The sequence below is a fragment of the Pseudomonas sp. 09C 129 genome (genome assembly GCF_002843625.1).
GTDB classification, from domain to species: domain Bacteria; phylum Pseudomonadota; class Gammaproteobacteria; order Pseudomonadales; family Pseudomonadaceae; genus Aquipseudomonas; species Aquipseudomonas chlororaphis.
On the sequence record NZ_CP025261.1, the window covers coordinates 4,183,596 to 4,209,663 of the forward strand.

Genomic DNA, 26,068 nt, shown 5'->3' on the forward strand with positions numbered 1-26,068 from the left:
TGTAGCCGCTGCCGAGCCTGCAAGGCTGCGATCGACAACGCAGTTGTCGCAAAACCTGATTCTGCGGTGGACCAGGTGGAGTGCGCGGCCTGGATTTACGCCTGCTTTGCAGGCGAGCGCAGCCTCGCGGGCTCGGCAGCGGCTACAGGAGCGCGGCAGACTTCATGTAGCCGCTGCCGCAGGCTGCGATCGCCTGCGCAGCAGGCGCAAGTCCTGAGTTCAGGATCTTTCTGATCCACCGCAGAATCAGGCTTTGCGACAACTGCCTCGGCATGCCGCCCAGTCCGATCGCAGCCTCGCAAGCTCGGCAGCGGCTACAGCGCGGCGGTTGTAGAGAGGGTCACGCCAGCAGGCGCTGGATCTGCTCTTGCAGGCTGTCGAGGTCGAAGGGCTTGGCCAGGATCGGCGCGCTTCTCGCGATGGGGCTGCCGGATTCGAGAATCTCGGTGGGATAGCCACTGATGAAAATCACCTTGAGGTCGGGGCGCAGTTTCACCGCGGGTTCGGCGATCATCACCCCGGTAATCCCGCCCGGCAGCCGGTAGTCGGTGATCATCACATCCAGGTGCGGTTTGCTGGCGAGGATCTCGAATGCCTGCTCGCCGTTTTCCGCCTGCAACACCCGGTAGCCCAGGCCCGACAGATAGTCGGCGAGCAACATCAGAATCACCGGTTCATCTTCGACGATCAGTACGACGTCTTGTGCATCTTCACTCATGAGAAGCCTTTGTTCGGTCAATAGCTGCTGATACGACCATCCGGTCATCCAGAAGGTTGCGTGGGAGCCGGTGTTTTCCTACAGCGGCAGACAAACGCGAAACAGGGCACCTTCGCCGATCCTGCTGTCGACTTCGATGGTGCCGCCATGGGCGGTGACGATCTGCTCGGAAATGAACAACCCCAGCCCGAGCCCGGCCACCGCATGATTGACAGAGACGCGCTCGAACTGCTGGAAGATACGCGCCTGGTTTTCCTCGCTGATGCCGATCCCGTGATCGCGCACTTCGACCCGCGCCTGCCCGTCCGCGCTGTACACCCGCACTTCGATCGGGCTCTTGGCGCCATAGCGCAGGGCATTGGTCAGCAGATTGGAGATCACCTGTTCGATGCGGAACTCGTCCCACTGGCCGAGTACCGAGTCTTCGGCGCTCAGGGCAATCGACGACTCGGCAGCCTCGACCTGGGGCGCGAAACTCTCCAGCAGGCCGCGCACCAGCTGCACCAGGTCGACCCGGCTCGGGCGAATCGACAGCTTGCCGGTACGGATCCGCGAGATGTCCAGCATGTCCTCGATCAGGCGGATCAGGCTTTTGATCTGGCGCTCGTCGCGGTCGACCATTACATGCATCTTGTCCAGGGTGAAGGCGGCGGCGTTGTCGCGGGCCAGGTGCATCTTGCGCAGCTGGGTTTCCAGGATCAGGCCGTTCAGCGGCGTGCGCACCTCGTGGGCGACGATCGACATGAAATCGTCACGCATGCGCACCGCCTGCTCCAGCTCGTTCTGGGTCGCCTGCAACTGCTTGAGCAACGCCTCCTGCTCGCGCCGGCTCTGCTCCAGGGCTTCGACCTGCTGCTTCATGGCCTTGCTCTGCCGGTACAGGTCGACGAACACATTGACCTTGCTCTTCACCGCATGGGTATCCAGCGGCTTGTGCAAAAAGTCCACCGCGCCGCTTTCGTAGCCCTTGAAGGCATAGTCGAGCTCGCGCCCGGCGGCGCTGACGAACACGATGGGGATGTTCTTGGTCTTCTCGGTGCCGCGCATCAGCTCGGCCAGCTCGAAACCGTTCATGCCGGGCATCTGCACATCGAGGATGGCCATGGCGAACTCATGCTGGAGCAACAGCGACAATGCCTCGTCCGCTGACAGCGCCTTGTACACCTGGCGGTCCTCGCGCTTGATCAGCGCTTCGAGGGCCAACAGGTTCTCTGGCAGATCGTCGACGATCAGCAGCTTGGCTTGGATATTACTTAACATGCGATTCGTTCCAGCTCGACAAGCAGACGGCTGATGCCGTGCAAAGGGAGAATGTAATCCGGTCGGTGCAGCGCGATGGCCGCCTCGGGCATGGTCGCCACCTGGGCCTCGGCCGGGTCCTGGACAATGCTCAGGCCGCCGCGCCGCTTGACCTGGGCCAGGCCATGGGCGCCGTCCTGGTTGGCCCCGGTCAGCAGCACCGCGGCCAGGCGTGGGCCATAGGCATCGGCGGCGGAGTCGAACAGGTAATCGATGGCGGGACGCGAATGATGCACACGCTCCTCCTGGCTCAGGGACAGGCTGCGGTCCTGTTCCACCGACAAGTGATAACCGGGCACGGCGAAATACAGGGTGCCGCGCTCGATGGTCTGCTTGTCGCGGGCCTCTTTCACGGGCAGCGCCAGGCGCTGGGCGAACAGCTCGGCCAACTGGCTGCGATGCTCTTCGGGCAGGTGCAGCACCACCACTATCGGCAGGCTGAAGCCCTCGGGAAACGCCGTGAAGATTTTCAGCAACGCCTCGACGCCGCCGGCCGACGCGCCTATCACTATGGCCTCGACCCGCGGCAAGGCGGATTGCCCGATGGCGTCATCGTTCATGATTTGCGGTAGACCCGTTCTTGTTTGACCAGCGGCTCGAAATGCTCGCCGTAGGCCGAGAAGTCCAGGGTTTCCTTGCTGCCCAGCACCAGGAACCCACGGTGGCAGAGCGACTCGTGGAACAGGCCGAAGGCCCGGTCCTGCAACTTCTTGTTGAAATAGATCAGCACGTTGCGACAGGAAATCAGCTGGGTTTCGGAAAACACGCTGTCGGTCGCCAGGCTGTGATCGGCGAAGGTCACGTTCTCACGCAAGGTCTTGTCGAAGATCGCGTAGTCGTAGGCCGCCGTGTAGTAGTCGGCAAAGGAGCGCAAACCGCCGGCCTGCTGGTAGTTCTGGGTGTAGGCGCGGATGTTCTCCAGGGAAAAGATGCCCTGCTTGGCCTTCTCCAGGGAGCTGGGATTGATATCGGTGGCGTAGATGATGGTGCGCTCCAGCAACCCTTCCTCGCGCAACAGGATGGCCATGGAATAGACCTCTTCGCCGGTGCTGCAGCCGGCGATCCAGATCTTGATCGAGGGATAGGTCTTGAGCAGCGGCACCACTTCCTGGCGAATCGCCAGGAAGTGCGACGGGTCGCGAAACATCTCGCTGACCGGGATCGTCAGGAACTGCAGCAGCTGCATGAACGCGCCCGGATCGTGCAGCACCCGCTCCTGCAGGGCGGAAATGGTCTTGCATTCGAACTGGCGCAGCGCATGGTTGATCCGGCGCTTGATCGAGGCGCCGGAGTAATCGCGGAAGTCGTAGCTGTACTTGAGGTAGATAGCTTCGATCAACAGGCGCAGTTCGATCTCGGTATTGCGCTCCACTAGATTCTTTCCATCTTGGGTAACCAGACTCGAATGAGGGAAAACAGCCGGTCGAGGTCGATCGGCTTGGCCAGGTAATCGTTGGCGCCGGCCTGCAGGCAGCGCTCCTGATCGTCCTTCATCGCCTTGGCGGTCACCGCGATGATCGGCAGCTTGCGCCAGCGCGGCTGCTTGCGGATTTCCTGGGTGGCTTCGTAGCCGTCCATCTCGGGCATCATCACGTCCATCAGCACCAGGTCGATGTCCTCGACTTCGTTGAGCTTGGCGATCGCCTCATGGCCGTTGCGGCCGATGACCACGATCGCGCCTTTCTGCTCCAGGGCGCTGGTGAGGGCGAAGATATTGCGCACATCGTCGTCCACCAGCAGGACCTTGCGTCCCTCGAAGACCTTGTCGCGGCTGCGGGCGGCCTTGAGCATCTTCTGCCGCTCGTGGGACAGCTGCGACTCGACCTTGTGCAGGAACAGGGTCACTTCATCCAGCAGGCGCTCGGGCGAGCGCGCGCCCTTGATGATGATCGAGCGCGAATACTTGCGCAGCTCCGCCTCTTCGTCGCGGGTCAGGTTGCGCCCGGTGTAGACGATCACCGGCGGGAACGAGCAGATGTCCTCGGTGGACATGCGCTTGAGCAGGTCGTTGCCGAGCATGTCCGGCAGCTTCAGGTCGATGACCATGCAGTCGTAGAGGTTGTCGCGCAGCAGCTCCAGGGCCTCCTGGGCCAGGCCGACGGCGGTGATCTCGATGTCGTCGTCGCCGATCAGCCGGGCGATGCTGTCGCGCTGCAGGTCGTCGTCCTCCACCAGCAGCACACGCTTGACCTTCTGGGTGAGCTTGGCCTCCAGGCGGGCGAACACATCCTTGAGCTCTTGCCGAGTGGTGGGCTTGACCGCGTAGCCGATGGCGCCCATGTGCATGGCGGCCTCGACCCGGTCTTCCACGGAGATCACATGCACCGGGATATGCCGGGTGGTGGCATGCGCCTTGAGGCGCTGCAACACCGTCAGGCCGGAATGATCCGGCAGGCGCATGTCCAGCAGGATCGCGTCCGGCACGAACTGCTCGGCCAGGCTGTAGCCCTCGTCGGCGCCGTGGGCCACCAGGCACTGGTAACCCAGCTCGTGGGCCAGGTCATACAGAATATGGGCAAAGTTCGGTTCGTCCTCCACCACCAGGATGCAGCGGGTGGCGAACGGCGCCTTGTCGCGATCGTCGGCGAAACGCGCAATCTCCACCTCGGGCACCGGCGGTGCAGCCGGCTTGCTCGGCACCGGCATCACCCGCACGGCGGCGGGCCTGGCCGCCTCTTGCGGCTCTGGTGCGTGCTCGACGTACTGTTCCGGCAGCACCAGGGTGAAGACACTGCCCTGCCCCGGCTCGCTGGCGACCGTGATCGAACCGCCGAGCAATGCCGCCAGGTCGCGGGAAATCGACAACCCCAGGCCCGTGCCGCCATAACGGCGATTGGTGGTGCCATCGGCCTGGCGGAAGGCTTCGAAAATGCTTTCCTGCTGTTCCGGGGCGATGCCTATCCCTGAGTCGCGCACAGCAAAGGCAATGCCCGCCTCGGGCTCGCGCGACACGGTCAGGCTGACCTGGCCCTTCTCGGTGAACTTCACCGCGTTGGACAGCAGGTTCTTGAGAATCTGCTCGACCCGCTGGCAGTCGGTGAACAGCATCGAAGGCGCGCCAGGCTGCAACTCGACACGAAATTCCAGGCCCTTGTCCGCGGTCAGCGGCTGGAACAGCCCGCGCAGACCTTCCACCAGGCGCGCGACGCTGGCGTTTTCCGGGCGTACTTCGAGCTTGCCGGCTTCGACCTTGGAAATATCGAGAATGTCGTTGATCAGGTTGAGCAGATCGTTACCCGCCGAATAAATCGACTCGGCGAACTGCACCTGTTCGGCAGTGAGGTTTTCCTCGGCGTTTTCCGCCAGCAGCTTGGCCAGGATCAGCGAGCTGTTCAGCGGCGTGCGCAGCTCGTGGGACATATTGGCGAGGAATTCCGACTTGTACTTGCTCGAACGCTGCAGCTCCTCAGCACGCTCCTGCAACTGCACCTGGGCCTGGTTCAGCTCGCCGTTCTTGCGGTCCATGGCGTCGCGCTGCTCCGCCAGCTGCTCGTTGGTCTGCTCCAGTTCCACCTGCTGGGCCTCCAGGTGCACCTGGGACTCCTTGAGCACCCGCGACTGTTCCTCGAGCTCCTCATTGGCGGTCTTCAGTTCTTCCTGTTGCACTTGCAGCTCTTCGTTGAGCTGCTGGGTTTCGGCCAGCACTTCCTGCAGGCGCTGGCGATAACGCGCGCCCTCGATGGCGGTGCCGATATTGCCGGCGATCAGTTCCAGCAGCTCGACATCACGCTCGCTAAGGGCGCGCAGGAAGCCCAGCTCGATCACCCCGTTGACCCGGTCGTCGTCGCTGGTCGGCACCACCAGCACGCTGCGCGGTACGCCTTCGCCCAGGCCGGAGCTGACCTTGAAGTAATCGGCGGGCACCTCGTCCAGGCGGATCAGCCGGTCCTGCTGGGCCGCCTGGCCGACCATGCCTTCACCGAGGAAAATCGACTGTTCGCGCTCTTCCTGCTCGCGGGAGAAGCCGTAGGCGGCCACGCGCTTGAGGCCGCCGTGCTCTTCACGCACGTACAGCGCCGCCACCACGCTGCCCAGGTATTGCGCGCAGAACTGCAGGAGGTTGCGCCCCAGCAGGTTCAGCGTCAGTTGCCCCAGCAACTGCTCGGCCAGTTCGGTCTGGCCACTGCGCAGCCAGGCCTGTTGCGCCAGGCTCCGGGCACTTTGCTGCTGGGCCTCGAGGTTGGCGCTGTAGCTCTTCGACAGGTTGAGCAGGTCGCGGCGCCCGATATAGGCCAGCAGGCCGCTGATCACCACCACGAACAGCAGGTACAGGACCACGCTGAGGATCGTGGTGCGCGTGACATTCTCGTTGCGATCGACCCGCAGTTGCTGCTCCATCGCCACCGCTTCGTCGTACTCCTTGCGCATCTGGTCGGTCAGGCGCTTGCCCCGGCCGGACTGCACCGAGCGGCGATAATCGCCCTCCTGGCGGCGCATCTCGATCATGTTTTTCGCGTGCAGGCCCCACTCTTCCTGCAAGGCTTCCAGGCGCTTGAAGCGATCCACCTGCTGTGGGTTATCCGCCACCAGCCCGCGCAGCTCGCGCAATTCGCTGAAGATCTGCGGCTTGGCCACTTCATACGGGTCGAGAAAATGCTCGTCGCCGGTGATCAGGAAGCCGCGCATGCCGGTTTCCAGGTCGACCGTCAGCTTGGCCGCCTGGTTGATGCCGTTGATCACCCGATCGCTGTGCTGGACCCACTGGATCGCCGAGAGCAGATAGCTGATCAGGGACACAAAGACCACCGCGCTGAGCACGCCCACGCCCAGGGGAAGCGCGATGTTGCGGCTTAGCAGCTTGCGAAAACTCTGTTCATCGACCGAAGACGAAGAGATCATTGAAAGGCCTTGGTAAAGGGTCAAAAACCATGGAGTTTGCCCCAAAGGAGGGGAGCGTATCTATGCTTGCGACAAGCTCGGTGGCAATTTTTCATCCTGCACTGCCCACCCTCGAGCAGACAGGTTATTCTGGCACAGCTTGTACAGGATTACTTTTTTGTACAGCTTTGGGAACTTGTCATTGCGCGTTATTTACTGATGCAAGAGACAAGCACTTTTTTCCGCTGCCGTCCTTTTTTTCCATTTATTTTCGAGAGCCTTGCCATGTCCCCCACCGATTCCACCATCCTGGTCGTCGAAGACGATGCCATCGTGCGCATGCTGATTGTCGATGTGCTGGAGGAGCTGGAATTCAAGGTGCTGGAAGCCGCGGGCAGCGAAGAGGCCCTGGCCCGGTTGCAGGACCGCGCGCTGCGGATCGACCTGATGATGACCGACGTCGGCCTGCCCGGCATGGACGGCAAGGAACTGGCGGCCAGCGCCCGCGCCTTGCGCCCGGAGTTGCCGGTGCTGTTCGCCAGCGGCTACGCGGAAAACATCGAGGTGCCCGCCGGTATGGCGGTGATCGGCAAGCCCTTCTCCATCGACCAGTTGCGCGACAAGGTCCGCGCCATCCTCGGCTGAACCCTCGGTAACCCGCGCCGACCCGACGAGCGCCTCGGCCATGGGCGCCAGGGCGGCCGCGCCAGCGCCCTGCTGTGGTTTAATGGCGCCCCCCGCAGACACCCCCGCGTTTTTCAGGAATACCCACTCATGAGTCCGACCGCCGCCACCAAAGTCCTGGTCATTGGTTACGTCTGGCCCGAACCCCGCTCATCGGCGGCCAGCGGGCACCTGATGCAGATCCTCCAGGTCTTGCTCGGGCAAGGCTGGGACATCACCTTCAGCAGCCCGGCCAACCCCGGCGAGCACAAGGAAGACCTGAGCGCCCTGGGCATCCGCGAGTGCCCGATCGAACTGAACAACAGTAGCTTCGACCGCTTCATCGCCGAACTGGCGCCGGATATCGTGCTGTTCGACCAGTTCATGATGGAGGAACAGTTCGGCTGGCGCGTCGAACAACAGTGCCCCGGCGCGCTGCGCGTGCTCGAGACCTCCGACCTGCAGAGCCTGCGCCACGCCCGCCATCAGCGCCTCAAGGAGCACCTCAAGGCCAGCGACGACAACGATGACTTCAGCGCCCTGTTCGCCCCCGCCGCCGCGCAGGAGTTCGCCGCCATGGCCGACACCGACCAGGCCCGTCGCGAAATCGCCGCGCTGTACCGCTGCGACCTGAGCCTGATGATCTCCGAGTTCGAGATCGAGCTGCTGGTCGGGCAATTCGGTTTGCCGCCGGCCTTGCTGCACTGGTGCCCGCTGATGCCCGAGCACATGCCGCACAGCTATGTGCCCTTCGCCGAACGGGCGCACTTCCTGAGCATCGGCAACTTCCGCCACGCGCCGAACTGGGACGCGGTGCTGTGGATGAAGAACGCCGTGTGGCCGCTGATCCGCCAGCAGCTGCCGGGCGCGCAGTTGCATCTCTATGGCGCCTACACCCCGCCCAAGGCCGCGGCCCTGCACAACCCGGCCCAGGGTTTCCTGGTGATGAACTGGGCCGAGGATGCCTTGCAAGTCATGTCCGCCGCGCGGATCTGCCTGGCGCCGCTGCGCTTCGGCGCGGGCATCAAGGGCAAGCTGCTGGACGCCATGCTTTGTGGCACGCCGAGCGTCACCACCCCGGTCGGCGCCGAAGCCATGCACGGTGACGCGCCCTGGCCGGGAGCGATTGCCGAGTCGGCCAGCGCCATCGCCGCGGCGGCGGTGCGCCTGTACCAGGACCAGGCGCTGTGGAGCGCGGCCCAGGAACAGGGGCGCCAACTGTTGCTTGCGCGCTATCGGCAACAGGTCCACGGCCCGGCCCTGATCGAGCGCCTGCAGTACTGCCGGGCGAACCTGGCGCAACTGCGCCGCGATAACTTCACCGGCGGCATGCTGCGTCACCATCACCACAAGAGCACCCAGTACATGGCGCAGTGGATCGAAGCGAAAAACCGCCTGGCCTGAGGCACGCCCGCCGATCCCCCGGACACCCGGCCCTGTAGCCGCTGCCGCAGTCTGCGATGGTCCGGGCCACGCTGGTCGCAGGACCTTCAAAGGCCCTCAAGAGCAGCGCCCCTTCGGGTCGTTCGCAGCCTTCGGCAGCGGCTACAGGGATGTGCTTCGGCACTGGTGCTGAGGGTTTGAAGGAGGCATGATCGGGCGCAACAACGATAAAAAGCGCAGCGCCATGAGCCGATCAGCGAGAGTCACCGACCCTTCCTACGAATTGATGGACGACCACAACGGCCTGTCGATCATCTATCGCCAGCACGGCTTCCCCTGCCCCCTGGTGCGCTGGCATTTCCACAAGGAATACGAGCTGCACCTGATCGTCGCCAGCTCCGGCAAGGTGTTCATCGGCGACTACATCGGCAACTTCCACCCCGAATCGCTGTTCCTCACCGGCCCCAACCTGCCCCACAACTGGATCAGCCAGGTGGCCGAGGACGAAGTGGTGGCCAAGCGCGACATGCTGGTGAACTTCACCGACGAGCTGTTCGAAAGCGGCTATCAGGTGTTCGCCGAACTCAAGAGCCTGACGCCGCTGCTGGAGCGCGCGCAGTACGGCATCGAGTTTCGTTGCAAACGCACCATCGCCCAGGCCATGGAGCTGATGCAGCGCATCGCCGACTCCAGCGGCATCACCCGCCTCGGGCACTTTTTCATCCTGCTGGAACTGCTGGCCGCCTGTGACGATTACCAGTTGCTGTCCGGCGCCACCAACGTGCAACTGGCCGACGAGCACAACGTCGACCGCACCAACCGCGCGGTGGACTACATCTTCGCCCACTACGCCCGCGAACTGCCGCTGGAGGAAGTCGCCGACTACCTGGGCATGAAACCCACCTACTTCTCCCGGGTGTTCAAGCAGGCCACCGGCCGCTGCTTCGTCGAGTTCGTCAACCGCCTGCGCATCAGCAAATCCTGCGAATTGCTGGCCGACGGCGACAAGCCGGTGACCGACGTGTGCTTCGAGTCCGGCTTCAACAACATCTCCAATTTCAACCGGCGCTTCCAGCAACTCAAGGGCATGACCCCTTCCCACTACCGACGCCTGGCCGTGCAGCGCCTGACCGAACAGAACCTGGCCTGACCCCACAAACACCGCCGCCCCCTTCGTAGGAGCGAGGCTTGCCCGCGATGCAGGCACTGTGGTGTGTCAGGCATTGTGCGGCGTGGCTATCGCGGGCAAGTCGGATCGCCGCCCGCTCGCTCCTACAGACACAAACACGCGCCCCACGAAACGCGCCCCGTTCAGCTCACGTTCAGCAAATAGCAATCATCGCCATTTGTGAATACGTATCATTATGTTACAACTTAGCTCCCTATCTATCTCCCCGCCGGTGCTGAATGCTCGTTCCATTTCTGATCATGCTGCGCGAAGGGATCGAAGCCGCGCTCATCGTTGGCATCATCGCCAGTTACCTGCAACAGACCGGACGCGGCCAGTGGATGCCGGCCGTGTGGATCGGCGTGTTTCTCGCCGCGGCCCTGGCCCTGCTGGTGGGCGGTGGCCTGGAGCTGATGAGCGCCGAGTTTCCGCAAAAGCAGCAGGAACTCTTCGAAGGCATCGTCGGCCTGGTGGCCGTGGGCATCCTCAGCTCCATGGTGTTCTGGATGCGCAAGGTCGCGCGTTCGCTCAAGCATTCCCTGCAAACCTCGCTGGACCAGGCGCTGACCGGTTCCCGGCACCAGGTCACGGCGCTGATCGCCATGGTGTTCTTCGCCGTGGCCCGCGAAGGCCTGGAAACCGTGTTCTTCCTGCTCGCGGTGTTCCAGCAGAGCCAGGGCCCCGCCGCGCCCATCGGCGCCCTGCTCGGCCTGGTACTGGCGATCGTCGTCGGCTGGCTGATCTACAGCGGCAGCATGCGCCTGAACCTCAGCGCGTTCTTCCGCTGGACCGGCCTGTTCATCCTGGTGGTGGCCGCCGGCATCCTCGCCAACTCGGTGCAGGCCCTGCATGAAGCCGGGGTCTGGAACCACCTGCAGGGCGTGCTGTTCGACTTCAGCGCCAGCCTGCCGATGGACGGCCCGCTGGGCTCGGTGCTGGCCGGCATGTTCGGTTACCAGGACGCGCCGACCGTCAGCACCCTGGGCGCCTATCTGATCTACCTGCTGGTGACCCTGGTGCTGTTCTTCATGCCCGGCGCGGCACCCGCCGCCAGCCCATCGTCTTCCGTTTCCAGCCAGTAAGGCCTTTCCATGACCCAGCAAGCCTCCCCACAGCCCCCGGCACCGAGCGTCCTGCGCTGGGCACTCGCGGGCTCCGTGATGGTGATGATCGCCGCCGGCGGGCTGTTCTATTACGCCTCGCAGCTGGCCGCCAGCAAGCGCCAGGCGCACCAGGACGAAATCACCGTGACCATCCACCCCCGCAGCTGCGAGCCGAACGCCCTGAGCGTGCCGGCCGGGCCAGCGAGCTTTCGTATCGTCAACCGCTCGGACCGCGCCGTGGAATGGGAAATCCTCGACGGCGTGCTGGTGGTCGAAGAACGGGAAAACATCGCGCCGGGCCTGAGCCAGGTGATCAACGCCAGGCTGCAGCCCGGCGACTACGCCATCACCTGCGGCCTGCTGAGCAACCCGCGCGGCACCCTGCATGTGACCCCGACCGCCGAGTCCGACGCCCAGGCCAAGGCCCGGCCGTCGATGGTCGCCTTTATCGGCCCGCTGTCGGAGTTCCGGGTCTACCTGAGCCGCCAGAGCAGCGCCCTGATCAAGGCCGTGAGCGAACTGGAGCACGCCATCCAGGCCGGCGACCTGGCCCAGGCCCAGGCCTTGTACCCGCCGGCGCGCGCGGCCTACCAGCGTCTTGCCCCGGCCGCCCAGCGCCTGGGCGAGCTGGACAACAGCATCAACGCCCGCGCCGACTATTTCGAAAAACGCGAGCAGGACCCCGCCTTCGTCGGCTTCCACCGCCTCGAATACGCGCTGTTCCAGCAACGCGACCTGAGCGGCCTGGCGCCGATCGCCCAGCGCCTGCTCAGCGATGTCACCACGCTCAAGCAACAACTGCTGGCCCAGTCGCTGCCACCGGAGCAACTGGTCAGCCTGGTCGCGCGCACCCAGCACAGCATCGCCGAGGTGCGCGCCGCCAGCGGCGAGGAAGAACGCTACAGCCACAGCGACCTCAACGGCTTTGCCGCCAACCTGGAGACCACGCGCAAGGTCGTCGACCTGCTGCGACCCTTGCTGGCCAAGCCCTCCGCCCCGCTGCTGGCGCAGATCGACAGCGCCCTCGGCGCCCTCGACAGCCAGTACAGCGCCTTGCGCAGCACCGAGGGCTATGCCTCCTACGACAGTGTCGGCGCCGATCAGCGCAAGCGGATCGCCGACCAGGCCAAGGTTCTGGCCGATGCACTCGATGGAATCGATCCCGTCCTTGGCCTCTCCGGCCTGTAAGCAGAAGACGCCCTCCCGATGAACGATTCAGACGCTTCCAATCCAGATTTCTCCGCCCAACGCCGTCGCGTGCTGCTGGGCATGGGCGCCGCCGGTGTGGCTTTGGCCGGCAGCAGCCTGAGCTGCCCGGCGCTGGCAGCCCAGGGCGGGAAAGCCGCCGCCCAGGTCACGCAAGCACCGAACAGCGACCAGACCCAGGACCGCCACGACTTCCATGGCCAGCATCAAAGCGGCATCGTCACCCCCCGCCCGGCGGCCGGCATGCTGGTGGCGTTCGACGTGCTGGCCAGCGACCGCGAGGACCTGGAGCGGCTGCTGCGCACCCTGGACCAGCGCATCCGCTTCCTGATGACCGGCGGCCCGGTACCCCAGGTCGACCCGAAACTGCCGCCGCTGGACTCGGGCATCCTCGGCCCGGTGGTGACCCCGGACAACCTGACCATCACCGTCTCGGTGGGCGCCTCGCTGTTCGACGAACGCTTCGGCCTGGCCGCGGCCAAACCCAAGCGCCTGATACGCATGGTCGGCTTCCCCAACGATGCGCTGGAGCCCGACTGCTGCCACGGCGACCTGAGCCTGCAGTTCTGCGCCAACACCGCCGACACCAATATCCACGCCCTGCGCGACATCGTGAAAAACCTCCCGGACCTGCTGCTGGTGCGCTGGAAGCAGGAAGGCAGCGTGCCGCCCCAGGCCCCGGCGCGTCCTGGCGAGCCGGCGCAGAGCGCGCGCAACTTCCTGGGTTTTCGCGACGGCTCGGCCAACCCCGACTCCAACGACCGCAAGGCCATGGAGCGGATCGTCTGGGTCCAGCCAGGCAGCGACGAACCGGCCTGGGCCGCCCACGGCAGCTATCAGGCGGTGCGCATCATCCGCAACTTCGTCGAACGCTGGGACCGCACACCCTTGCAGGAACAGCAAAGCATCATCGGCCGGGTCAAGGCCTCGGGCGCGCCTATGGACGGCCAGCAGGAACACCAGGTGCCGGACTACCGCAAGGACCCGCACGGCCAGCTGACCAAGCTCGACGCCCACATCCGCCTGGCCAACCCGCGTACCGCCGAAACCCAGCGCAACCTGATCCTGCGCCGGCCGTTCAACTACTCCAACGGGGTGAACAAGAACGGCCAGCTGGATACGGGCCTGCTGTTCATCTGCTACCAGGCCGACCTGGAGCAAGGCTTCATCGCGGTACAGACCCGCCTTAACGGCGAGCCCCTGGAGGAATACCTCAAGCCGGTGGGCGGCGGTTATTTCTTCAGCCTGCCCGGCGTCAGCGGCGAGCAGGACTTCCTCGGCCGCACGCTGCTCGAGGCCACCCAAGCGAAAACCAGCGCCTGACCACCACCCACCCCCCTACGGAAACGTCCCATGAAAAAGTCGCCCCTCGCTGTGTTGCTGACCCTTGGCCTGCTGCATGTTCCGCTGTCGGCGGTTGCCGCCACCTCGCCGCTGGAGCTGGTGGGGCCGATTTCCGACTACAAGATCTACGTCACCGAGCAGCTCGACGAGCTGGCCAGCCACACCCAGGCCTTTACCGACGCGGTAAAGAAAGGTGATTTGGCTACGGCTAAAAAACTCTACGCACCGACCCGGGTGTACTACGAGTCGATCGAGCCGATCGCCGAACTGTTCAGCGACCTCGACGCGGCCATCGACTCGCGGGTCGACGACCACGAACAAGGCGTCGAGGCCGAGGATTTCACCGGCTTCCACCGCATCGAGTATTCGCTGTTCGCGCAGAACTCCACCCAGGGCCTGGACGCCCTGGCCGACCGCCTGAACAAGGACGTCAAGGACCTGCAGGCCCGCGTCGCCGGCCTGACCTTCCCACCGGAAAAAGTCGTCGGCGGGGCCGCCGCCCTGCTGGAGGAAGTGGCCGCGACCAAGGTCTCCGGCGAGGAAGACCGCTACAGCCACACCGACCTCTACGACTTCCAGGGCAACATCGACGGGGCGAAGAAAATCGTCGACCTGTTCCGTGCGCAGATCGAGCAGCAGGACCCGGCCTTCGTCGCCAAGGTCGACAAGAACTTCGCCACGGTGAACAAGATCCTGGCCAAGTACAAAACCGCCGACGGCGGCTTCGAGACCTACGACAAGGTCAAGGACAACGACCGCAAGGCGCTGGTGGGCCCGGTCAATACCCTGGCCGAAGACCTCTCGACCCTGCGCGGCAAGCTGGGCCTGGACTGAGCTCCGGGTACCCGGCCCGATCTTGCGTAGGAGCGAAGCTTGCTCGCGATAAACCCGCCAGGACAACGCGGTGAAATTTGACGACCGCCGCTGCGCGGCTATCGCGAGCAAGCTTCGCTCCTACAGGCAGCCGTCCGGCCGGCGTGCCGATGACTCGCCCCGTCACCTGCCCTGCTGGGCTACCATCACCTGCGCCAATAACCCTGGGCGCGGGCGCGTTTTGTCTATAACGTCCCGCGCACTCCCGACTTTCATGGAAGACCCTGCATGTCCACTGCCACGGCCCAACCGCCGCAGACCGCCGCGCCGTTCAAACTGCTACCGCTGATGCTCGCCTACATGGCCTGCACCATGTCGATGATGGCCTTCGTCTCGTTGATCGGCCCGATCGTGCGCGTGCTCGGCCTGGCCACCTGGCAGGCCGGCGCGGCGGTGACCGTTTCCGGGGTGATCTGGATGCTCCTGGCGCGCCCCTGGGGCCAGGCCAGCGACCGCTTCGGGCGCCGTCGGGTGCTGCTGCTCGGCACGGCCGGCTTCACCCTCGCCTATTGGGCGCTGTGCCTGTTCATCGATGTCTCGCTGCACCTGCTGCCGGGCATGTGGCTGGCCTTTATCGGCCTGATGCTCGGGCGCGGCCTGATCGGGGTGTTCTACGCGGCCATTCCGGTGGGCGGCTTTGCCCTGATCGCCGACAACGTCGAACCCGAACATCGGGCCCGCGCCATGGCCACCCTGGGCGCCGCCAACGCCGTCGGCCTGGTGTTGGGGCCGGCCGTGGCCGCGCTGCTGGCCCGGGTCAGCCTGAGCCTGCCGCTGTATGCCATGGCCGTGCTGCCGTTGGCGGCGTTCCTGGTGTTGCTGTACAAGCTGCCGCGCCAGGAACTGCACCTCAAGCAGGCGCCGCGCTCGGTACGCCTGAGCGACCCACGGCTGCGCCGGCCGATGGCGGTGGCCTTCGTCGCCATGCTTTGCGTGTCCATCGCGCAGATCACCGTGAGCTTCTACGCCCTCGACCGCCTGGGCCTGGACAGCGCCGACGCCGCCCAGGCCGCCGGTATCGCCCTGGCCATGGTCGGCGTGGCGCTGATCTGCTCGCAACTGGTGGTGCGCAAACTCGAATGGCCGCCGCTGCGGATGATCCGCGCCGGCGCGCTGCTGGCCGCCAGCGGTTTTGCCGGCTGCATGCTGGTGGAGACCGCCTGGGGACTGTGGCTGGGGTTCTTCGTCTCGGCGGCGGGCATGGGTGCGATCTTCCCGTCCTTCTCTGCCCTGGCGGCCAACGCCGTGGACGCCTCGGAACAAGGCGCCACCGCCGGTTCGATTGGCGCGGCCCAGGGGTTTGGCGTGGTGATCGGCCCGTTGGCCGGCTCGCTGATCTACGCCGTCGAACCGCGCCTGCCCTACCTGATTGCCACGCTGTTGCTGCTGTTGGTGGCGGCCTGGCCGGCGGCGAAAAGCCCCAGCTGATCCGGCCGCTGATACAGCTGTAGCCACTGCCGCAGGCTGCATACGTCCCGAAGAGGCGCGGCGATCTCGAGACCGATGAAGGCCCTGCGGGCCTTGTCGCAGCCTCGCGGGCTCGGCAGCGGCTACAGGATCGGGGCCTGGCTTCGTGTAGCCGCTGCCGAAGGCTGCGTACGTCCCGAAGGGGCGCGGCGATCTCAAGACCGATGAAGGCCCTGCGGGCCTTGTCGCAGCCTCGCGGGCTCGGCAGCGGCTACAGGATCGGGGCCTGGCTTCGTGTAGCCGCTGCCGAAGGCTGCGTACGTCCCGAAGGGGCGCGGCGATCTCAAGACCGATGAAGGCCCTGCGGGCCTTATCGCAGCCTCGCGGGCTCGGCAGCGGCTACAGGATCGGGGCCTGGCTTCGTGTAGCCGCTGCCGAAGGCTGCGATAAGCCCCGCAGGGGCTTCAGGGCCAGCAAGAACGACCCCATCGTGGATCGTTCGCCGCGGACCTCAGAGGATGCGGTAGAGCAACCGCTCGATGCGCACCCGGCTGACCCGGCGCAGGAACTTGCCGACGGCCGCCGGGTAGTCCACCAGGGTTTCCAGGCGCTGGAAATGCTCGATGCGCCGGGTGTGGCGGAAGATCGTTTCCAGCTCCTGGCGCCGCGGTTCCAGCAACTCGCCCTTGGGGTCGTCGAGCAGCAAGGCGTTTTCCAGGTCGAGGCGAAAGGCTCGCGGGTTGAGGTTGTTGCCGGTGAGCAAGGTGTAGCGCTGGTCCACCCACATGCCCTTGAGGTGGTAGGTATTGTCACCATCGCGCCACAGGTGCAGGTTCAGGCGGCCGCTGTCGATGGCCTTCTGATGCCGCTTGGCGAAACGCCGCAGGCTGATCTCGTAGAGGTACGGCAGCGCGGCGATAACCTTGAACGGCTCGCTCGGCGGAATGTAGAAGTCGTTGGCGGTCTTGTCGCCGACGATGATGTCAATCTTCACCCCGCGCGCCAGGGCGCGGTTGATTTCCCGGGTCACCGCCAGCGGCAGGTTGAAGTACGGCGTGCAGATGGTCAGTTGCTGCTGGGCGCTGGCGATCAGTTCGCAGATGACCCGGCTCAACGGGTTGTTCTTGCCCACCCCGAGCAGCGGGCTGACCGACAACTGGTCCTTGAGCACCCCGCCGGCACTGGTGTCGTAGGCCGCGTGCTTGAGGCGGCTACGCAGGTCGCCGATGTCGTTGCGCAGGCTGCGGGTGGTCGGCAGGTTCGGCAGGTCCAGGCGATGCACCGCCCGCGACGCCACCAGGCCATGCTGGACCAGGTGCTGCATGGAGTCGGCCAGCTCGCGGTTGTGCAACAGGTGATAGCGGTCGAAGCGGTATTTGTCGAACTTGTGCAGGTACACGTTGTTCAGGCTGGCGCCGCTGTAGATCACGCAATCGTCGATCACGAAACCCTTCAGGTGCAGCACGCCGAACAGTTCGCGGGTCTGCACCGGCACGCCGTACACCGGCACTACGCTTTCGTGGGTGCGGGTCATTTCCTGGTACCAGGCCGAGTTGCCCGGCTGCTTGCCGGCGCCGATCAGCCCGCGCTGGGCGCGCAGCCAGTCGACCACGACCACCACGTCCAGCTCCGGACGCGCGGCCTTGGCGGCGTGCAAGGCATCGAGAATTTCCTGGCCGGCCTCGTCCTGTTGCAGGTACAGCGCGACGATATAGATGCGCCGGGTGGCCTGGGCGATCTTCTCCAGCAGGCAACGGCGGAATTCGGCGGCGCCATTGAGGATGGACAGGTCATCGGCAGCCAGCGGGAAGCTGCGCAATTTTGGCAGCAGGGAACGTTTGAAAAGCGACGGCATAGGGCTCGCAGAAGGTCGAATCCAAAAGAGCGCAAGAGCTTACACCAAGGTGCCGGCCCGGGTCTTGCGGGGCGCTGTGAAGATTTGTCGCCTGCCCTCTGGCGCCTGCCGCGCAAGCGCGGGTGACGGGATGGGTCGCGACAATAAATTCATCGATCGAAAATAACTTGTTGACCAAGGAGAACGATCGTTCTACTGTACGCCACATGAACGAAATCACTAGCAACGACACACGCGATATCATTCTGGATGTCACCGAAAAGTTGATCTATAAAAGTGGCATCGCCGCCACGGGCATGGATCTTCTGGTGAAGACCGCCGGCGTCTCCAGAAAGAGCATCTACCGCTACTTCACCACCAAGGACGAACTGGTGGTGGCCGCCCTGCAACGCCGCGACCTGCGCTGGATGCACTGGTTTCGCAGCGAAGTGGACAAGGCCCCGACCGCGGCCGCGCGCCTGCTCAACCTGTTCACGGTGCTGGGCGGCTGGTTCGCCTCGGAGGACTTTCGCGGCTGCGCCTTCATCAATACCAGCGGCGAGACCGGCGACCCGCAGGACCCGGTACGGGTGGTGGCCAGGGCGCACAAACAGAAACTGTTCGACTACGTGTTCGAGCTCTGCAAGGAACACGCCTCGGAAAAACCCGGCACCGAAGATCCGGAGGAGCAAGCCAGACAGCTGCTGATCCTGATCGACGGCGCCATTACCGTTGCACTTGTGATGGGTGATCGCAGTGCCGCCGATAATGCGCAATGCATGGCGCGAAAGTTATTGGACCTGTAATCGTTTAAAACAAGTTCGACACTGCTGAACCTCAACTTTCATTGGAGACTTTAAATGTCATCTAACGCTGAAGTTCGTCCGCCACTTCCCCCTTTCACCCGCGAATCGGCCATTGAAAAGGTCCGCCTGGCCGAAGACGGTTGGAACTCCCGCGACCCGCAGCGGGTGTCCCTGGCCTACACCCTGGACACCCAATGGCGTAACCGCGCCGAGTTCGCCCACAACCGCGAAGAAGCCAAGGGTTTTTTGACCCGTAAATGGGCCAAGGAGCTGGACTATCGCCTGATCAAGGAACTCTGGGCCTTTACCGACAACCGCATCGCCGTGCGTTACGCCTACGAATGGCACGACGACTCGGGCAACTGGTTCCGCTCCTACGGCAACGAGAACTGGGAGTTCGACGAGCACGGCCTGATGGCCAACCGCTACGCCTGCATCAACGACATGCCGATCAAGGAAAGCGAGCGCAAGTTCCACTGGCCGCTGGGCCGGCGCCCGGATGACCATCCGGGGCTGTCCGACCTGGGCCTGTAACCTTCTTCTGTAGGAGCGAAGCTTGCTCGCGATAGCGGTTTGGCGGACACACCGCGTTGCCGGCATCGCGGGCAAGTCGGATCGCCGCCCGCTCGCTCCTACAGTCGTCCACCTCAAGCCGCGGCATCCTCGCGCTTCAGCGCCGCCTTGGCTTCCAGCTCGCGCACCAGTGGCAACACCCGCTTGCCGAAGTACTCCACCTCTTCCTGGAAATGCAGGAACCCCGCCAGCACCAGGTCCACGCCCACGGCCTTCAAGGCGACGATGCGCTCGGCGATCTGCTGCGGCGTGCCGATCAGGTTGGTCTTGAACCCGTCGTTGTACTGCACCAAGTCCTCGAAGGTGGATTTGGCCCAGTTGCCCTCGCCTTCCGGCGATGCCTTGCCCGCCTGTTTCGCCGCGTCGCCAAAGGCGTTCACCGCTTCCGGATCGGCCTGGTCGATGATCTCGGCCAGCACCGCGTGTGCTTCCTCCTCGGTGTCGCGGGCAATCACGAAGGCATTGACCCCGACCTTAACCGAATGCTTGTTCGCCGCAGCCTTGGCGCGGATGTCGTCGACCTGGGCCTTGATGCCTTCCGGCGTGTTGCCGTTGGTGAAATACCAGTCGGAGACGCGTGCCGCCATGTCCCGTGCGGCGCGGGAACTGCCGCCCTGGAACACTTCCGGCTGACCCAGCGGCTTGGGCTTGAGGCTGTAGTTGTCGAAGCGATAGAAGTCGCCACGGAAGCTGAAGTTGTCCTGGCTCCAGATGCCCTTGAGGGAACGGATGAATTCTTCGGAACGCCGATAACGCTCGTCGTGCTCCAGCCAGTGTTCGCCGATGGCCTGGAATTCGCCCTTGAACCAGCCGCTGACGATATTCACCGCGATCCGACCATGGGTCAGCTGGTCGATGGTCGCCAGCTGCTTGGCCGCCAGCGCCGGTTGCCAGGGGCCGGGCAGGATCGCCGCGATCACCTTGAGCTTGTCGGTGGCGGCCAGCAGCGCATGGCTGAACGCCACGGACTCATGTTGGAACTCGGCGCCGTAACCGGCGGTGAAACGGATCTGGGTCAGGGCGTACTCGAAACCGGCGGCTTCGGCCAGCTGCGCCAGCTTGCGGTTGTAGTCGATGCCCCAGTGGGTGCGCTGCTCGATCTTGCTGACCACCAGCCCGCCGCTGACGTTCGGTACCCAGTAGGCAAATTTGACGGCTTGCTGACTCATTGGCGTGTCCTCGCGACTGAAGTGTCCGGGGAACAGAGCAGCAACCGTGCCAGCCGGAAAACTCCAGGGCCGCGCACCCCTGTAGCCGCTGCCGCAGGCTGCGATCGGCTGCGCAGCAGACGCTGCCTGTGCCGACGCAGGAAGGCCCTTCGGGCCTTTTCGCAGCCTGCGGCAGCGGCTACAGGTAGACCGTCGAACCCTGCGTGAACAGGTCGATTTGTTGATGCGCTGTTGGCTGGGCAACAGTTGCCGGCAAGCCACCCTGCGCCCGGCCCGCTGATTACGGCCACCCGCCTCCCGGCACGGACCGTGCAATCCCGTCCGCAGAAACCACGTTTTTTCACTGCCGACTCAAGGAGCTGTGCCCATGACCGAATACCAGGTAATCAACCCATTGTCCGTAGGCGTCGACTACGAAGCCCTGGCCGGGCGCTTCCGCCCGATCTTCAAGCGGATCGCCGCCGGCGCGGTGGAGCGCGAGCAATCGCGCAGCCTGCCGTACGAGGCGATCGGGTGGCTCAAGGAGGCCGGTTTTGGCGCGGTGCGGGTGCCGGTGGAATACGGTGGCGGCGGCGCCTCCCTGCCGCAGTTGTTCCAGTTGCTGATCGAACTGGCCGAGGCCGACTCCAACGTGCCGCAAGCCTTGCGCGGGCATTTCGCCTTTGCCGAGGACCGCCTCAACGCTGCCCCGGGGCCGGCACGGGACCTGTGGTTCAAGCGTTTCGTCGAGGGCGACATCGTCGGCTGCGCCTGGACCGAGATCGGCAGCGTGGCCATTGGCGAGGTGATCACCCAGGTCTCGCCGGCCGGCGACAAGTGGCGGCTCAACGGCGAGAAGTTCTACAGCACCGGGAGCATTTTCTCCGACTGGATCGATGTCTACGCCCGGCGCAGCGACACCGGTGGCGACGTGATCGCCGCGGTGCGCACCCGCCAGCCGGGCATCGTGCAGAGCGACGACTGGGACGGCTTCGGCCAGCGCACCACGGGCAGCGGCACCTCGCGCTTTGTCGATGCCGAGGTGGAGGCCGAGAACCTTATCGACTTCGCCACCCGCTTCAAATACCAGACCGCGTTCTATCAATTGGTGCTGCTGGCGACACTGGCGGGCGTCGGCCGCGCCGCAGTGCGCGATGTGGCCCACGAGGTGCGCGCGCGCAAGCGCATCTACAGCCACGGCAACGCGCCCCGGGTCAGCGAGGATGCCCAGGTGCAGCAGGTGGTCGGGGAAATCTCGGCCCTGGTGTATGCCGCCGAGGCCAGCGCGGTGCGCGCGGCGGAACCGGCGCAGCAGGCGTACCTGGCACGCTTTGCCGGGAATGACGAGGCAGAGCGGGCAGCCAATGTCGCCGCGGAAATCCAGTCGGCCACGGCCCAGGTGGTGGTCACCGAGCTGATCCAGCGCGCCACCAGCGAGCTGTTCAATGCCCTGGGCGCTTCGGATATCCGCCAGGGCAAGGCCCTCGACCGCCACTGGCGCAACGCCCGTACCCTGTCGTCGCACAACCCGGTGATCTACAAGGCGCGCATCGTCGGCGATTGGCTGATCAATGGCAGCGAACCGCCGTTCGTGTGGCAGATCGGCAACGGGCCGGAGCGCAAACAAGCCTGAGGGGCTGGGAAGACTGAGGGATCTTTCGCGAGCAAGTTCGCTCCTACAGGAGTCAGGCCATTCTGTAGGCGCGAGCTTGCTCGCGATAAGGCTCTGGCACGGTCGCAGGCATCCGAGCTTACGGGTAAGATACCGACCTTTCGCGCAGCTCTTCTGCGCCCCGCCGAAATAAGTCGATCCCATGCCTTTCGAACTCAGCGTAGATTTGACCACCCTCGCCATTCTGGCCCTCGTCGCCTTCATTGCCGGCTTTATCGACGCCATTGCCGGCGGCGGCGGCCTGCTCACCACCCCGGCGCTGCTCACCGCCGGCCTGCCGCCGCACCTGGTGCTGGGCACCAACAAACTGAGTTCGACCTTTGGCTCGGCCACCGCCAGCTTCACCTTCTACCGGCGCAAGCTGTTCCACCCGCGGCAATGGACCCACGCTATCGTCGGCACCCTGGTGGGTGCGCTGAGCGGCGCGGTGGTGGCCCATTACCTGCCGGCCGAATGGCTGAACAAGATGCTGCCGGTGATCGTCTTCGCCTGTGGCGTGTACCTGCTGTTCGGCGGCACGCCGAAAGCGCCGCTGGACAGCGAGGCGCCGATCAAGAAAAAGTGGCAATCGACCCAAGGCTTCAGCCTCGGTTTCTACGACGGCGTGGCCGGCCCCGGCACTGGCGCCTTCTGGACCGTCAGCAGCCTGCTGCTCTACCCCATCGACCTGGTCAAGGCCAGCGGCGTGGCGCGCAGCATGAACTTCGTCAGCAACGCGGCGGCGCTGTCGATCTTCATTTTCTCCGGTCAGGTGGATTGGGCCATCGGCCTGAGCATGGGCCTGTCGCTGATGGTCGGCGCCTTCTTCGGCGCCCGCACCGCCATCAGCGGCGGCGCGAAATTCATTCGCCCAGTGTTCATCACCGTGGTCCTGGGCCTGACCGTGCGCCTGGCCTGGCAGCACTGGTTCAGCGCCGTTTGACCCACTGAAACGACAGCGGGCGAACCCAATGGATTCGCCCGCGCTGTTTGTTTCCAGCTCCTTCCAGCTTGCGTCCAGCCGGGGCTCAACCCGGCAATACAGGCTCCGCCAAGCCCAGGCGCCGGGCCACATACAGATCGATCAGGTAACGGGCAATCGAGCGTGACGCCGGCAGCGGCGGCAACGCATGCACGTTGAACCACTGCGCATCCTCGATCTCGTCTTCCTGCGGCACGATCTCGCCGCCGGCGTACTCGGCATGGAAACCCAGCATCATCGAATGCGGGAACGGCCAGCACTGGCTGCCGATGTACTGGATATTCTTGACCTCGATCTGTACCTCTTCGTGCACCTCGCGCACCAGGCAGTCCTCGGCCGACTCGCCCGGCTCGGCGAACCCGGCCAGGGTGCTGTAGACCCCCGGGACGAAACGCGGCGACCGCGCCAGCAACACCTCGTCGCCGCGAGTGATCAGCACGATCATGCTCGGTGAAATCCGCGGGTAGCTGCGCAGGTCGCAGGGCTCGCAGTACATCGCCCGCTCGCGCATCACCTGGGTCATGGGCTGGCCGCAGTTGCCGCAGAAGCGGTGCTCGCGGGCCCAGGTGCCGATCTGCGCGGCATACCCCAGGACCTTGTACAGGGTGTGATCGCCGTCGAGCATGAACGCCCGCAGGCCTTTCCAGTTGCAGCCCGGCACCTCGGAAACGCTCTTGAGCTCCAGCAGGTACACCGGCTCGCCATCCAGGTGGCCGATGCCGTGCTCGGCGAGGATCGGCAGGTCCTGGCGCTTGAGCCATTCGCGGGGGAACAGCGCGCCATTGTCGTCGAACAGAAAGCCCTGCGGGCCACGGGCCACGGCCCAGCCGCCGGGAAGGTCGATATCCAGTACTGCGGTGGTCCAGCGTGAAGTCATGTTCAATCAGTCCAGAAATTCAGGTTTCTGTTTGCTCATATGGGCGGCCATGGCCACGCGCAGGTCGGTGGATTGCAGCATGGCGGCGTTCCAGGTAGCGATGTATTCCAGGCCGTCGTCGATGCGGTGGTCGCGCATGTAGCCGATCATTTCCTTGGTACCGCTGACGGCGATCGGCGACTTGCTGGCGATTTCCCAGGCAATGCCCATCACGCCGTCGAGCAGGCTTTCGCTGTCGGCGTAGGTGCGATTGACCAGGCCGATACTGCGCGCCTCCTCGGCGCCGAAGGTGCGCCCAGTGTAAGCCAGTTCGCGCAGCATGCCGTCACCGATGATACGTGGCAAACGTTGCAACGTGCCGACATCGGCGGCCATGCCGATATCGATTTCCTTGATCGAGAATTGCGCGTCCGCGGCAGCGTAGCGCATGTCGCAGGCGGCGATCAGGTCGATGGCGCCGCCCAGGCAGTAACCCTGGATCGCCGCCAGCACCGGCTTGCGGCAGTTGTCGACGGCATTGAAGGATGCCTGCAGCTGCAGGATCTTGCGCCGCAGCAGGCGCGCGTTGCGCCCGACGTCCTTGCCCAGTTCGTTGGCCACGCCGGCCAGCATCATCAGGTCGATGCCCGAGGAAAAGTGCTTGCCGGCGCCGCTCAGCACCACCACGCGGACCGCGTCGGTATCGTCGATCCAGCGGAAGATCTCGATGATCTCGCTCCAGAACGCGGCGTTCATCGAGTTGATCTTTTCCGGCCGGTTGATCTGCACATGGGCGATGTTGTCAGCAAGTTCGACGCGAAAGGCTTGATATTCGGACATGGCAGCATTCCTTACCGGGCAAAAAAATGAGGCCCGAACTATAGCAAGGGCCTGTGCCGCGCAGTAAGGCAGCGCATCGGCCAAAACCGGGACTGGCCACACAACGGCCTATCTATTCTCTATGGGTTGTGGGCAGGAGGATTGGCGGATCACGGGATTTTGTGGGCCCAGAACGCCGCGGTTTCGTAAGGCACGCTGACCACGCATTTATCCCGCAGCTCCGGTTCTTCGGCGATCAAGGCGGCGATCTGCCGGTCGACCTCCGCCCTCTGCGCATCCGGCAAGGCCGCAATAAAGCTGGTGGAGCGCACCCGATCGAAAATCACGTTCTGCGGCGCGCCGCTGTGGCTGTTGCGAAAGTGCTGCTCCTGCAAGGGCGTGAAACTCGAATGGGGAAAGGCCTGGCGCCAGGCCCCGGTGTAATAGCGCGGCGTATCGCCTTGCAGGGCGTTGACGATCCGGTCCAGGCGCTGCACCCACGGCACCCGCGCATCGCGCAGGTTCCACACCAGGCCCAGGCGGCCACCCGGCTTGAGCACCCGGGCGATTTCGCTCAACGCTTCATGGCTGGCGAACCAGTGAAAGGCCTGGGCGCAGACCACGGCGTCCACCGATTCGTCGGCCAGCGCAATAGCAGTGGCGGTGCCGCTCAGGGCTTCGGCCTGGGGATAGCTGGCGGCGAGCCTGGCGCGCATCTGCGCCACTGGCTCCACGGCAATCACCCGCGCCCCGGTGGCCAGCAGGCGCCCGGTGAACTTGCCGGTGCCGGCGCCGAGATCGACCGCCACCTGGCCGGCCTGCAAGCCCAGGCTTGTGCGCAGCCACTGGTCCAGTGCCGGCGGGTAGTCCGGGCGGCCACGCACATAGGTGTCGGCCGCGCCCTTGTAGCCGTCGGCGGCAGCGTGATGGATCGCAGGTTGCGGGTCTTTCATCGGTCGGCTCCAGATCATTGGCCAGTGCTGCCCAGCATAGCCCCGCCCAGGCGACTGACGGCATGAAAAATCTGTCAGTTTGGGCAGCGCGGCCAGGGCGATGGACCTTTAATGGAGGGACCGCTATCCGCATGGAGACCGCGCGATGAACCTCCCTCCCCTCGCCTTCGGCGCCCCGCTGCTGCTCGCCGGCAGCCTGCTGACGACCTTGCTGGCGGTCGCCGCCAACTGCCCGGACGGCCAGGTCTGGGACAGCAAGAACCAGCGCTGCGTCAGCCAGCGCACCACCCGGCTACCGGACGCCGACCAGGCCAGTGGCCTGCTCTCCCATGACCGCTACGAAGAGGCCATCGCCGCTGGCGGCAAGACCCGAAGTCAGTCGATTCCCACGCCCTGACCGGCGGAACGGCGCCATGGAACGGGCACGCTATGCTCTGGGAGAATGGACTCATTGCTCAACCCAG

General features: G+C 64.8%; 23 protein-coding genes. 13 read left to right on the forward strand and 10 right to left on the reverse strand.

Going from position 1 to position 26,068, the window contains the following annotated elements:
* Positions 1 to 340: 340 nt before the first annotated feature.
* From CXQ81_RS18780 to CXQ81_RS18800, 5 genes are all read right to left on the reverse strand, one after another.
* Positions 341 to 718: a response regulator gene (locus CXQ81_RS18780; RefSeq protein WP_007924849.1), complete on the reverse strand. Its 378-nt coding sequence runs from the start codon at positions 716 to 718 to the stop codon at positions 341 to 343.
* A 78-nt stretch (positions 719 to 796) separates the two neighbouring features.
* Complete coding sequence (locus tag CXQ81_RS18785) at positions 797 to 1,978, reverse strand: hybrid sensor histidine kinase/response regulator (protein WP_101338158.1); 1,182 nt, start codon at positions 1,976 to 1,978, stop codon at positions 797 to 799.
* Positions 1,972 to 2,577: a chemotaxis protein CheB gene (locus CXQ81_RS18790; RefSeq protein ID WP_101338159.1), complete on the reverse strand. Its 606-nt coding sequence runs from the start codon at positions 2,575 to 2,577 to the stop codon at positions 1,972 to 1,974. The genes CXQ81_RS18785 and CXQ81_RS18790 overlap by 7 nt, the downstream gene beginning before the upstream one ends.
* Positions 2,574 to 3,389, reverse strand: a complete 816-nt coding sequence (locus CXQ81_RS18795) for a protein-glutamate O-methyltransferase CheR (protein WP_025808689.1) — start codon at positions 3,387 to 3,389, stop codon at positions 2,574 to 2,576. The genes CXQ81_RS18790 and CXQ81_RS18795 overlap by 4 nt, the downstream gene beginning before the upstream one ends.
* The gene (locus tag CXQ81_RS18800) at positions 3,389 to 6,856 is read right to left on the reverse strand and encodes a response regulator (protein WP_101338160.1); all 3,468 of its coding nucleotides are present in this window, start codon (positions 6,854 to 6,856) and stop codon (positions 3,389 to 3,391) included. Before CXQ81_RS18800 ends, CXQ81_RS18795 begins: the two co-directional genes overlap by 1 nt.
* Positions 6,857 to 7,120: 264 nt before the next feature.
* Here CXQ81_RS18800 and CXQ81_RS18805 point away from each other — a divergent pair, with 264 nt between their 5' ends.
* The 8 genes from CXQ81_RS18805 to CXQ81_RS18840 all read left to right on the forward strand — a co-directional run bounded on the left by CXQ81_RS18805 (position 7,121) and on the right by CXQ81_RS18840 (position 16,003).
* A complete protein-coding gene (locus CXQ81_RS18805; RefSeq protein WP_101338161.1) occupies positions 7,121 to 7,480 on the forward strand; it encodes a response regulator in 360 nt (119 codons plus the stop codon).
* Positions 7,481 to 7,609: 129 nt separating this feature from the next.
* Positions 7,610 to 8,902: a glycosyltransferase gene (locus tag CXQ81_RS18810; RefSeq protein ID WP_007924860.1), complete on the forward strand. Its 1,293-nt coding sequence runs from the start codon at positions 7,610 to 7,612 to the stop codon at positions 8,900 to 8,902.
* 223 nt (positions 8,903 to 9,125) lie between these two features.
* Complete coding sequence (locus CXQ81_RS18815) at positions 9,126 to 10,031, forward strand: AraC family transcriptional regulator (RefSeq protein ID WP_101339438.1); 906 nt, start codon at positions 9,126 to 9,128, stop codon at positions 10,029 to 10,031.
* A 257-nt stretch (positions 10,032 to 10,288) separates the two neighbouring features.
* A complete protein-coding gene (gene efeU, locus CXQ81_RS18820) occupies positions 10,289 to 11,131 on the forward strand; it encodes an iron uptake transporter permease EfeU (protein ID WP_101338162.1) in 843 nt (280 codons plus the stop codon).
* Between the two features lie 9 nt (positions 11,132 to 11,140).
* Positions 11,141 to 12,340, forward strand: a complete 1,200-nt coding sequence (efeO, locus tag CXQ81_RS18825) for an iron uptake system protein EfeO (protein ID WP_101338163.1) — start codon at positions 11,141 to 11,143, stop codon at positions 12,338 to 12,340.
* Positions 12,341 to 12,358: 18 nt separating this feature from the next.
* On the forward strand, positions 12,359 to 13,681 hold the full coding sequence (efeB, locus tag CXQ81_RS18830) for an iron uptake transporter deferrochelatase/peroxidase subunit (protein WP_101338164.1): 1,323 nt from the start codon (positions 12,359 to 12,361) through the stop codon (positions 13,679 to 13,681).
* Positions 13,682 to 13,711: 30 nt separating this feature from the next.
* Positions 13,712 to 14,536, forward strand: a complete 825-nt coding sequence (gene efeO, locus CXQ81_RS18835) for an iron uptake system protein EfeO (protein ID WP_009044153.1) — start codon at positions 13,712 to 13,714, stop codon at positions 14,534 to 14,536.
* A 267-nt stretch (positions 14,537 to 14,803) separates the two neighbouring features.
* Positions 14,804 to 16,003: an MFS transporter gene (locus CXQ81_RS18840; RefSeq protein WP_101338165.1), complete on the forward strand. Its 1,200-nt coding sequence runs from the start codon at positions 14,804 to 14,806 to the stop codon at positions 16,001 to 16,003.
* 490 nt (positions 16,004 to 16,493) lie between these two features.
* On the opposite strand, the gene pssA is transcribed toward CXQ81_RS18840, so the two are convergent.
* Positions 16,494 to 17,837, reverse strand: a complete 1,344-nt coding sequence (gene pssA, locus CXQ81_RS18845; protein WP_007932925.1) for a CDP-diacylglycerol--serine O-phosphatidyltransferase — start codon at positions 17,835 to 17,837, stop codon at positions 16,494 to 16,496.
* A 206-nt stretch (positions 17,838 to 18,043) separates the two neighbouring features.
* Here pssA and CXQ81_RS18850 point away from each other — a divergent pair, with 206 nt between their 5' ends.
* Positions 18,044 to 18,622 carry a TetR/AcrR family transcriptional regulator gene (locus tag CXQ81_RS18850; RefSeq protein ID WP_007932924.1) on the forward strand — a complete coding sequence of 193 codons (579 nt, stop codon included), beginning with the start codon at positions 18,044 to 18,046 and terminating at the stop codon, positions 18,620 to 18,622.
* Between the two features lie 54 nt (positions 18,623 to 18,676).
* Positions 18,677 to 19,156, forward strand: a complete 480-nt coding sequence (locus CXQ81_RS18855; RefSeq protein WP_053261441.1) for a nuclear transport factor 2 family protein — start codon at positions 18,677 to 18,679, stop codon at positions 19,154 to 19,156.
* Between the two features lie 113 nt (positions 19,157 to 19,269).
* Here CXQ81_RS18855 and sfnG read toward each other — a convergent pair whose 3' ends face one another.
* Entirely contained in the window at positions 19,270 to 20,364 is a 1,095-nt protein-coding gene (gene sfnG, locus CXQ81_RS18860) for a dimethylsulfone monooxygenase SfnG (protein ID WP_053261442.1), read from the reverse strand.
* 367 nt (positions 20,365 to 20,731) lie between these two features.
* Here sfnG and CXQ81_RS18865 point away from each other — a divergent pair, with 367 nt between their 5' ends.
* Together CXQ81_RS18865 and CXQ81_RS18870 are read left to right on the forward strand one after the other, a co-directional pair.
* Positions 20,732 to 21,976 (forward strand): acyl-CoA dehydrogenase family protein, encoded by a 1,245-nt coding sequence (locus CXQ81_RS18865; RefSeq protein ID WP_101338166.1) that lies wholly within the window; start codon positions 20,732 to 20,734, stop codon positions 21,974 to 21,976.
* A gap of 181 nt (positions 21,977 to 22,157) precedes the next feature.
* The gene (locus CXQ81_RS18870) at positions 22,158 to 22,937 is read left to right on the forward strand and encodes a TSUP family transporter (RefSeq protein ID WP_007926540.1); all 780 of its coding nucleotides are present in this window, start codon (positions 22,158 to 22,160) and stop codon (positions 22,935 to 22,937) included.
* An 85-nt stretch (positions 22,938 to 23,022) separates the two neighbouring features.
* On the opposite strand, the gene nudC is transcribed toward CXQ81_RS18870, so the two are convergent.
* The 3 genes from nudC to CXQ81_RS18885 form a co-directional block, all read right to left on the reverse strand.
* The gene (gene nudC, locus CXQ81_RS18875; RefSeq protein ID WP_101338167.1) at positions 23,023 to 23,853 is read right to left on the reverse strand and encodes an NAD(+) diphosphatase; all 831 of its coding nucleotides are present in this window, start codon (positions 23,851 to 23,853) and stop codon (positions 23,023 to 23,025) included.
* 6 nt (positions 23,854 to 23,859) lie between these two features.
* Positions 23,860 to 24,672, reverse strand: a complete 813-nt coding sequence (locus CXQ81_RS18880; protein WP_101338168.1) for a crotonase/enoyl-CoA hydratase family protein — start codon at positions 24,670 to 24,672, stop codon at positions 23,860 to 23,862.
* A 149-nt stretch (positions 24,673 to 24,821) separates the two neighbouring features.
* On the reverse strand, positions 24,822 to 25,604 hold the full coding sequence (locus CXQ81_RS18885; RefSeq protein ID WP_101338169.1) for a class I SAM-dependent methyltransferase: 783 nt from the start codon (positions 25,602 to 25,604) through the stop codon (positions 24,822 to 24,824).
* 145 nt (positions 25,605 to 25,749) lie between these two features.
* Between CXQ81_RS18885 and CXQ81_RS18890 the strand changes: the two genes are divergently transcribed.
* Entirely contained in the window at positions 25,750 to 26,001 is a 252-nt protein-coding gene (locus CXQ81_RS18890) for a hypothetical protein (RefSeq protein ID WP_101338170.1), read from the forward strand.
* The last annotated feature ends 67 nt before the right edge of the window (positions 26,002 to 26,068 follow it).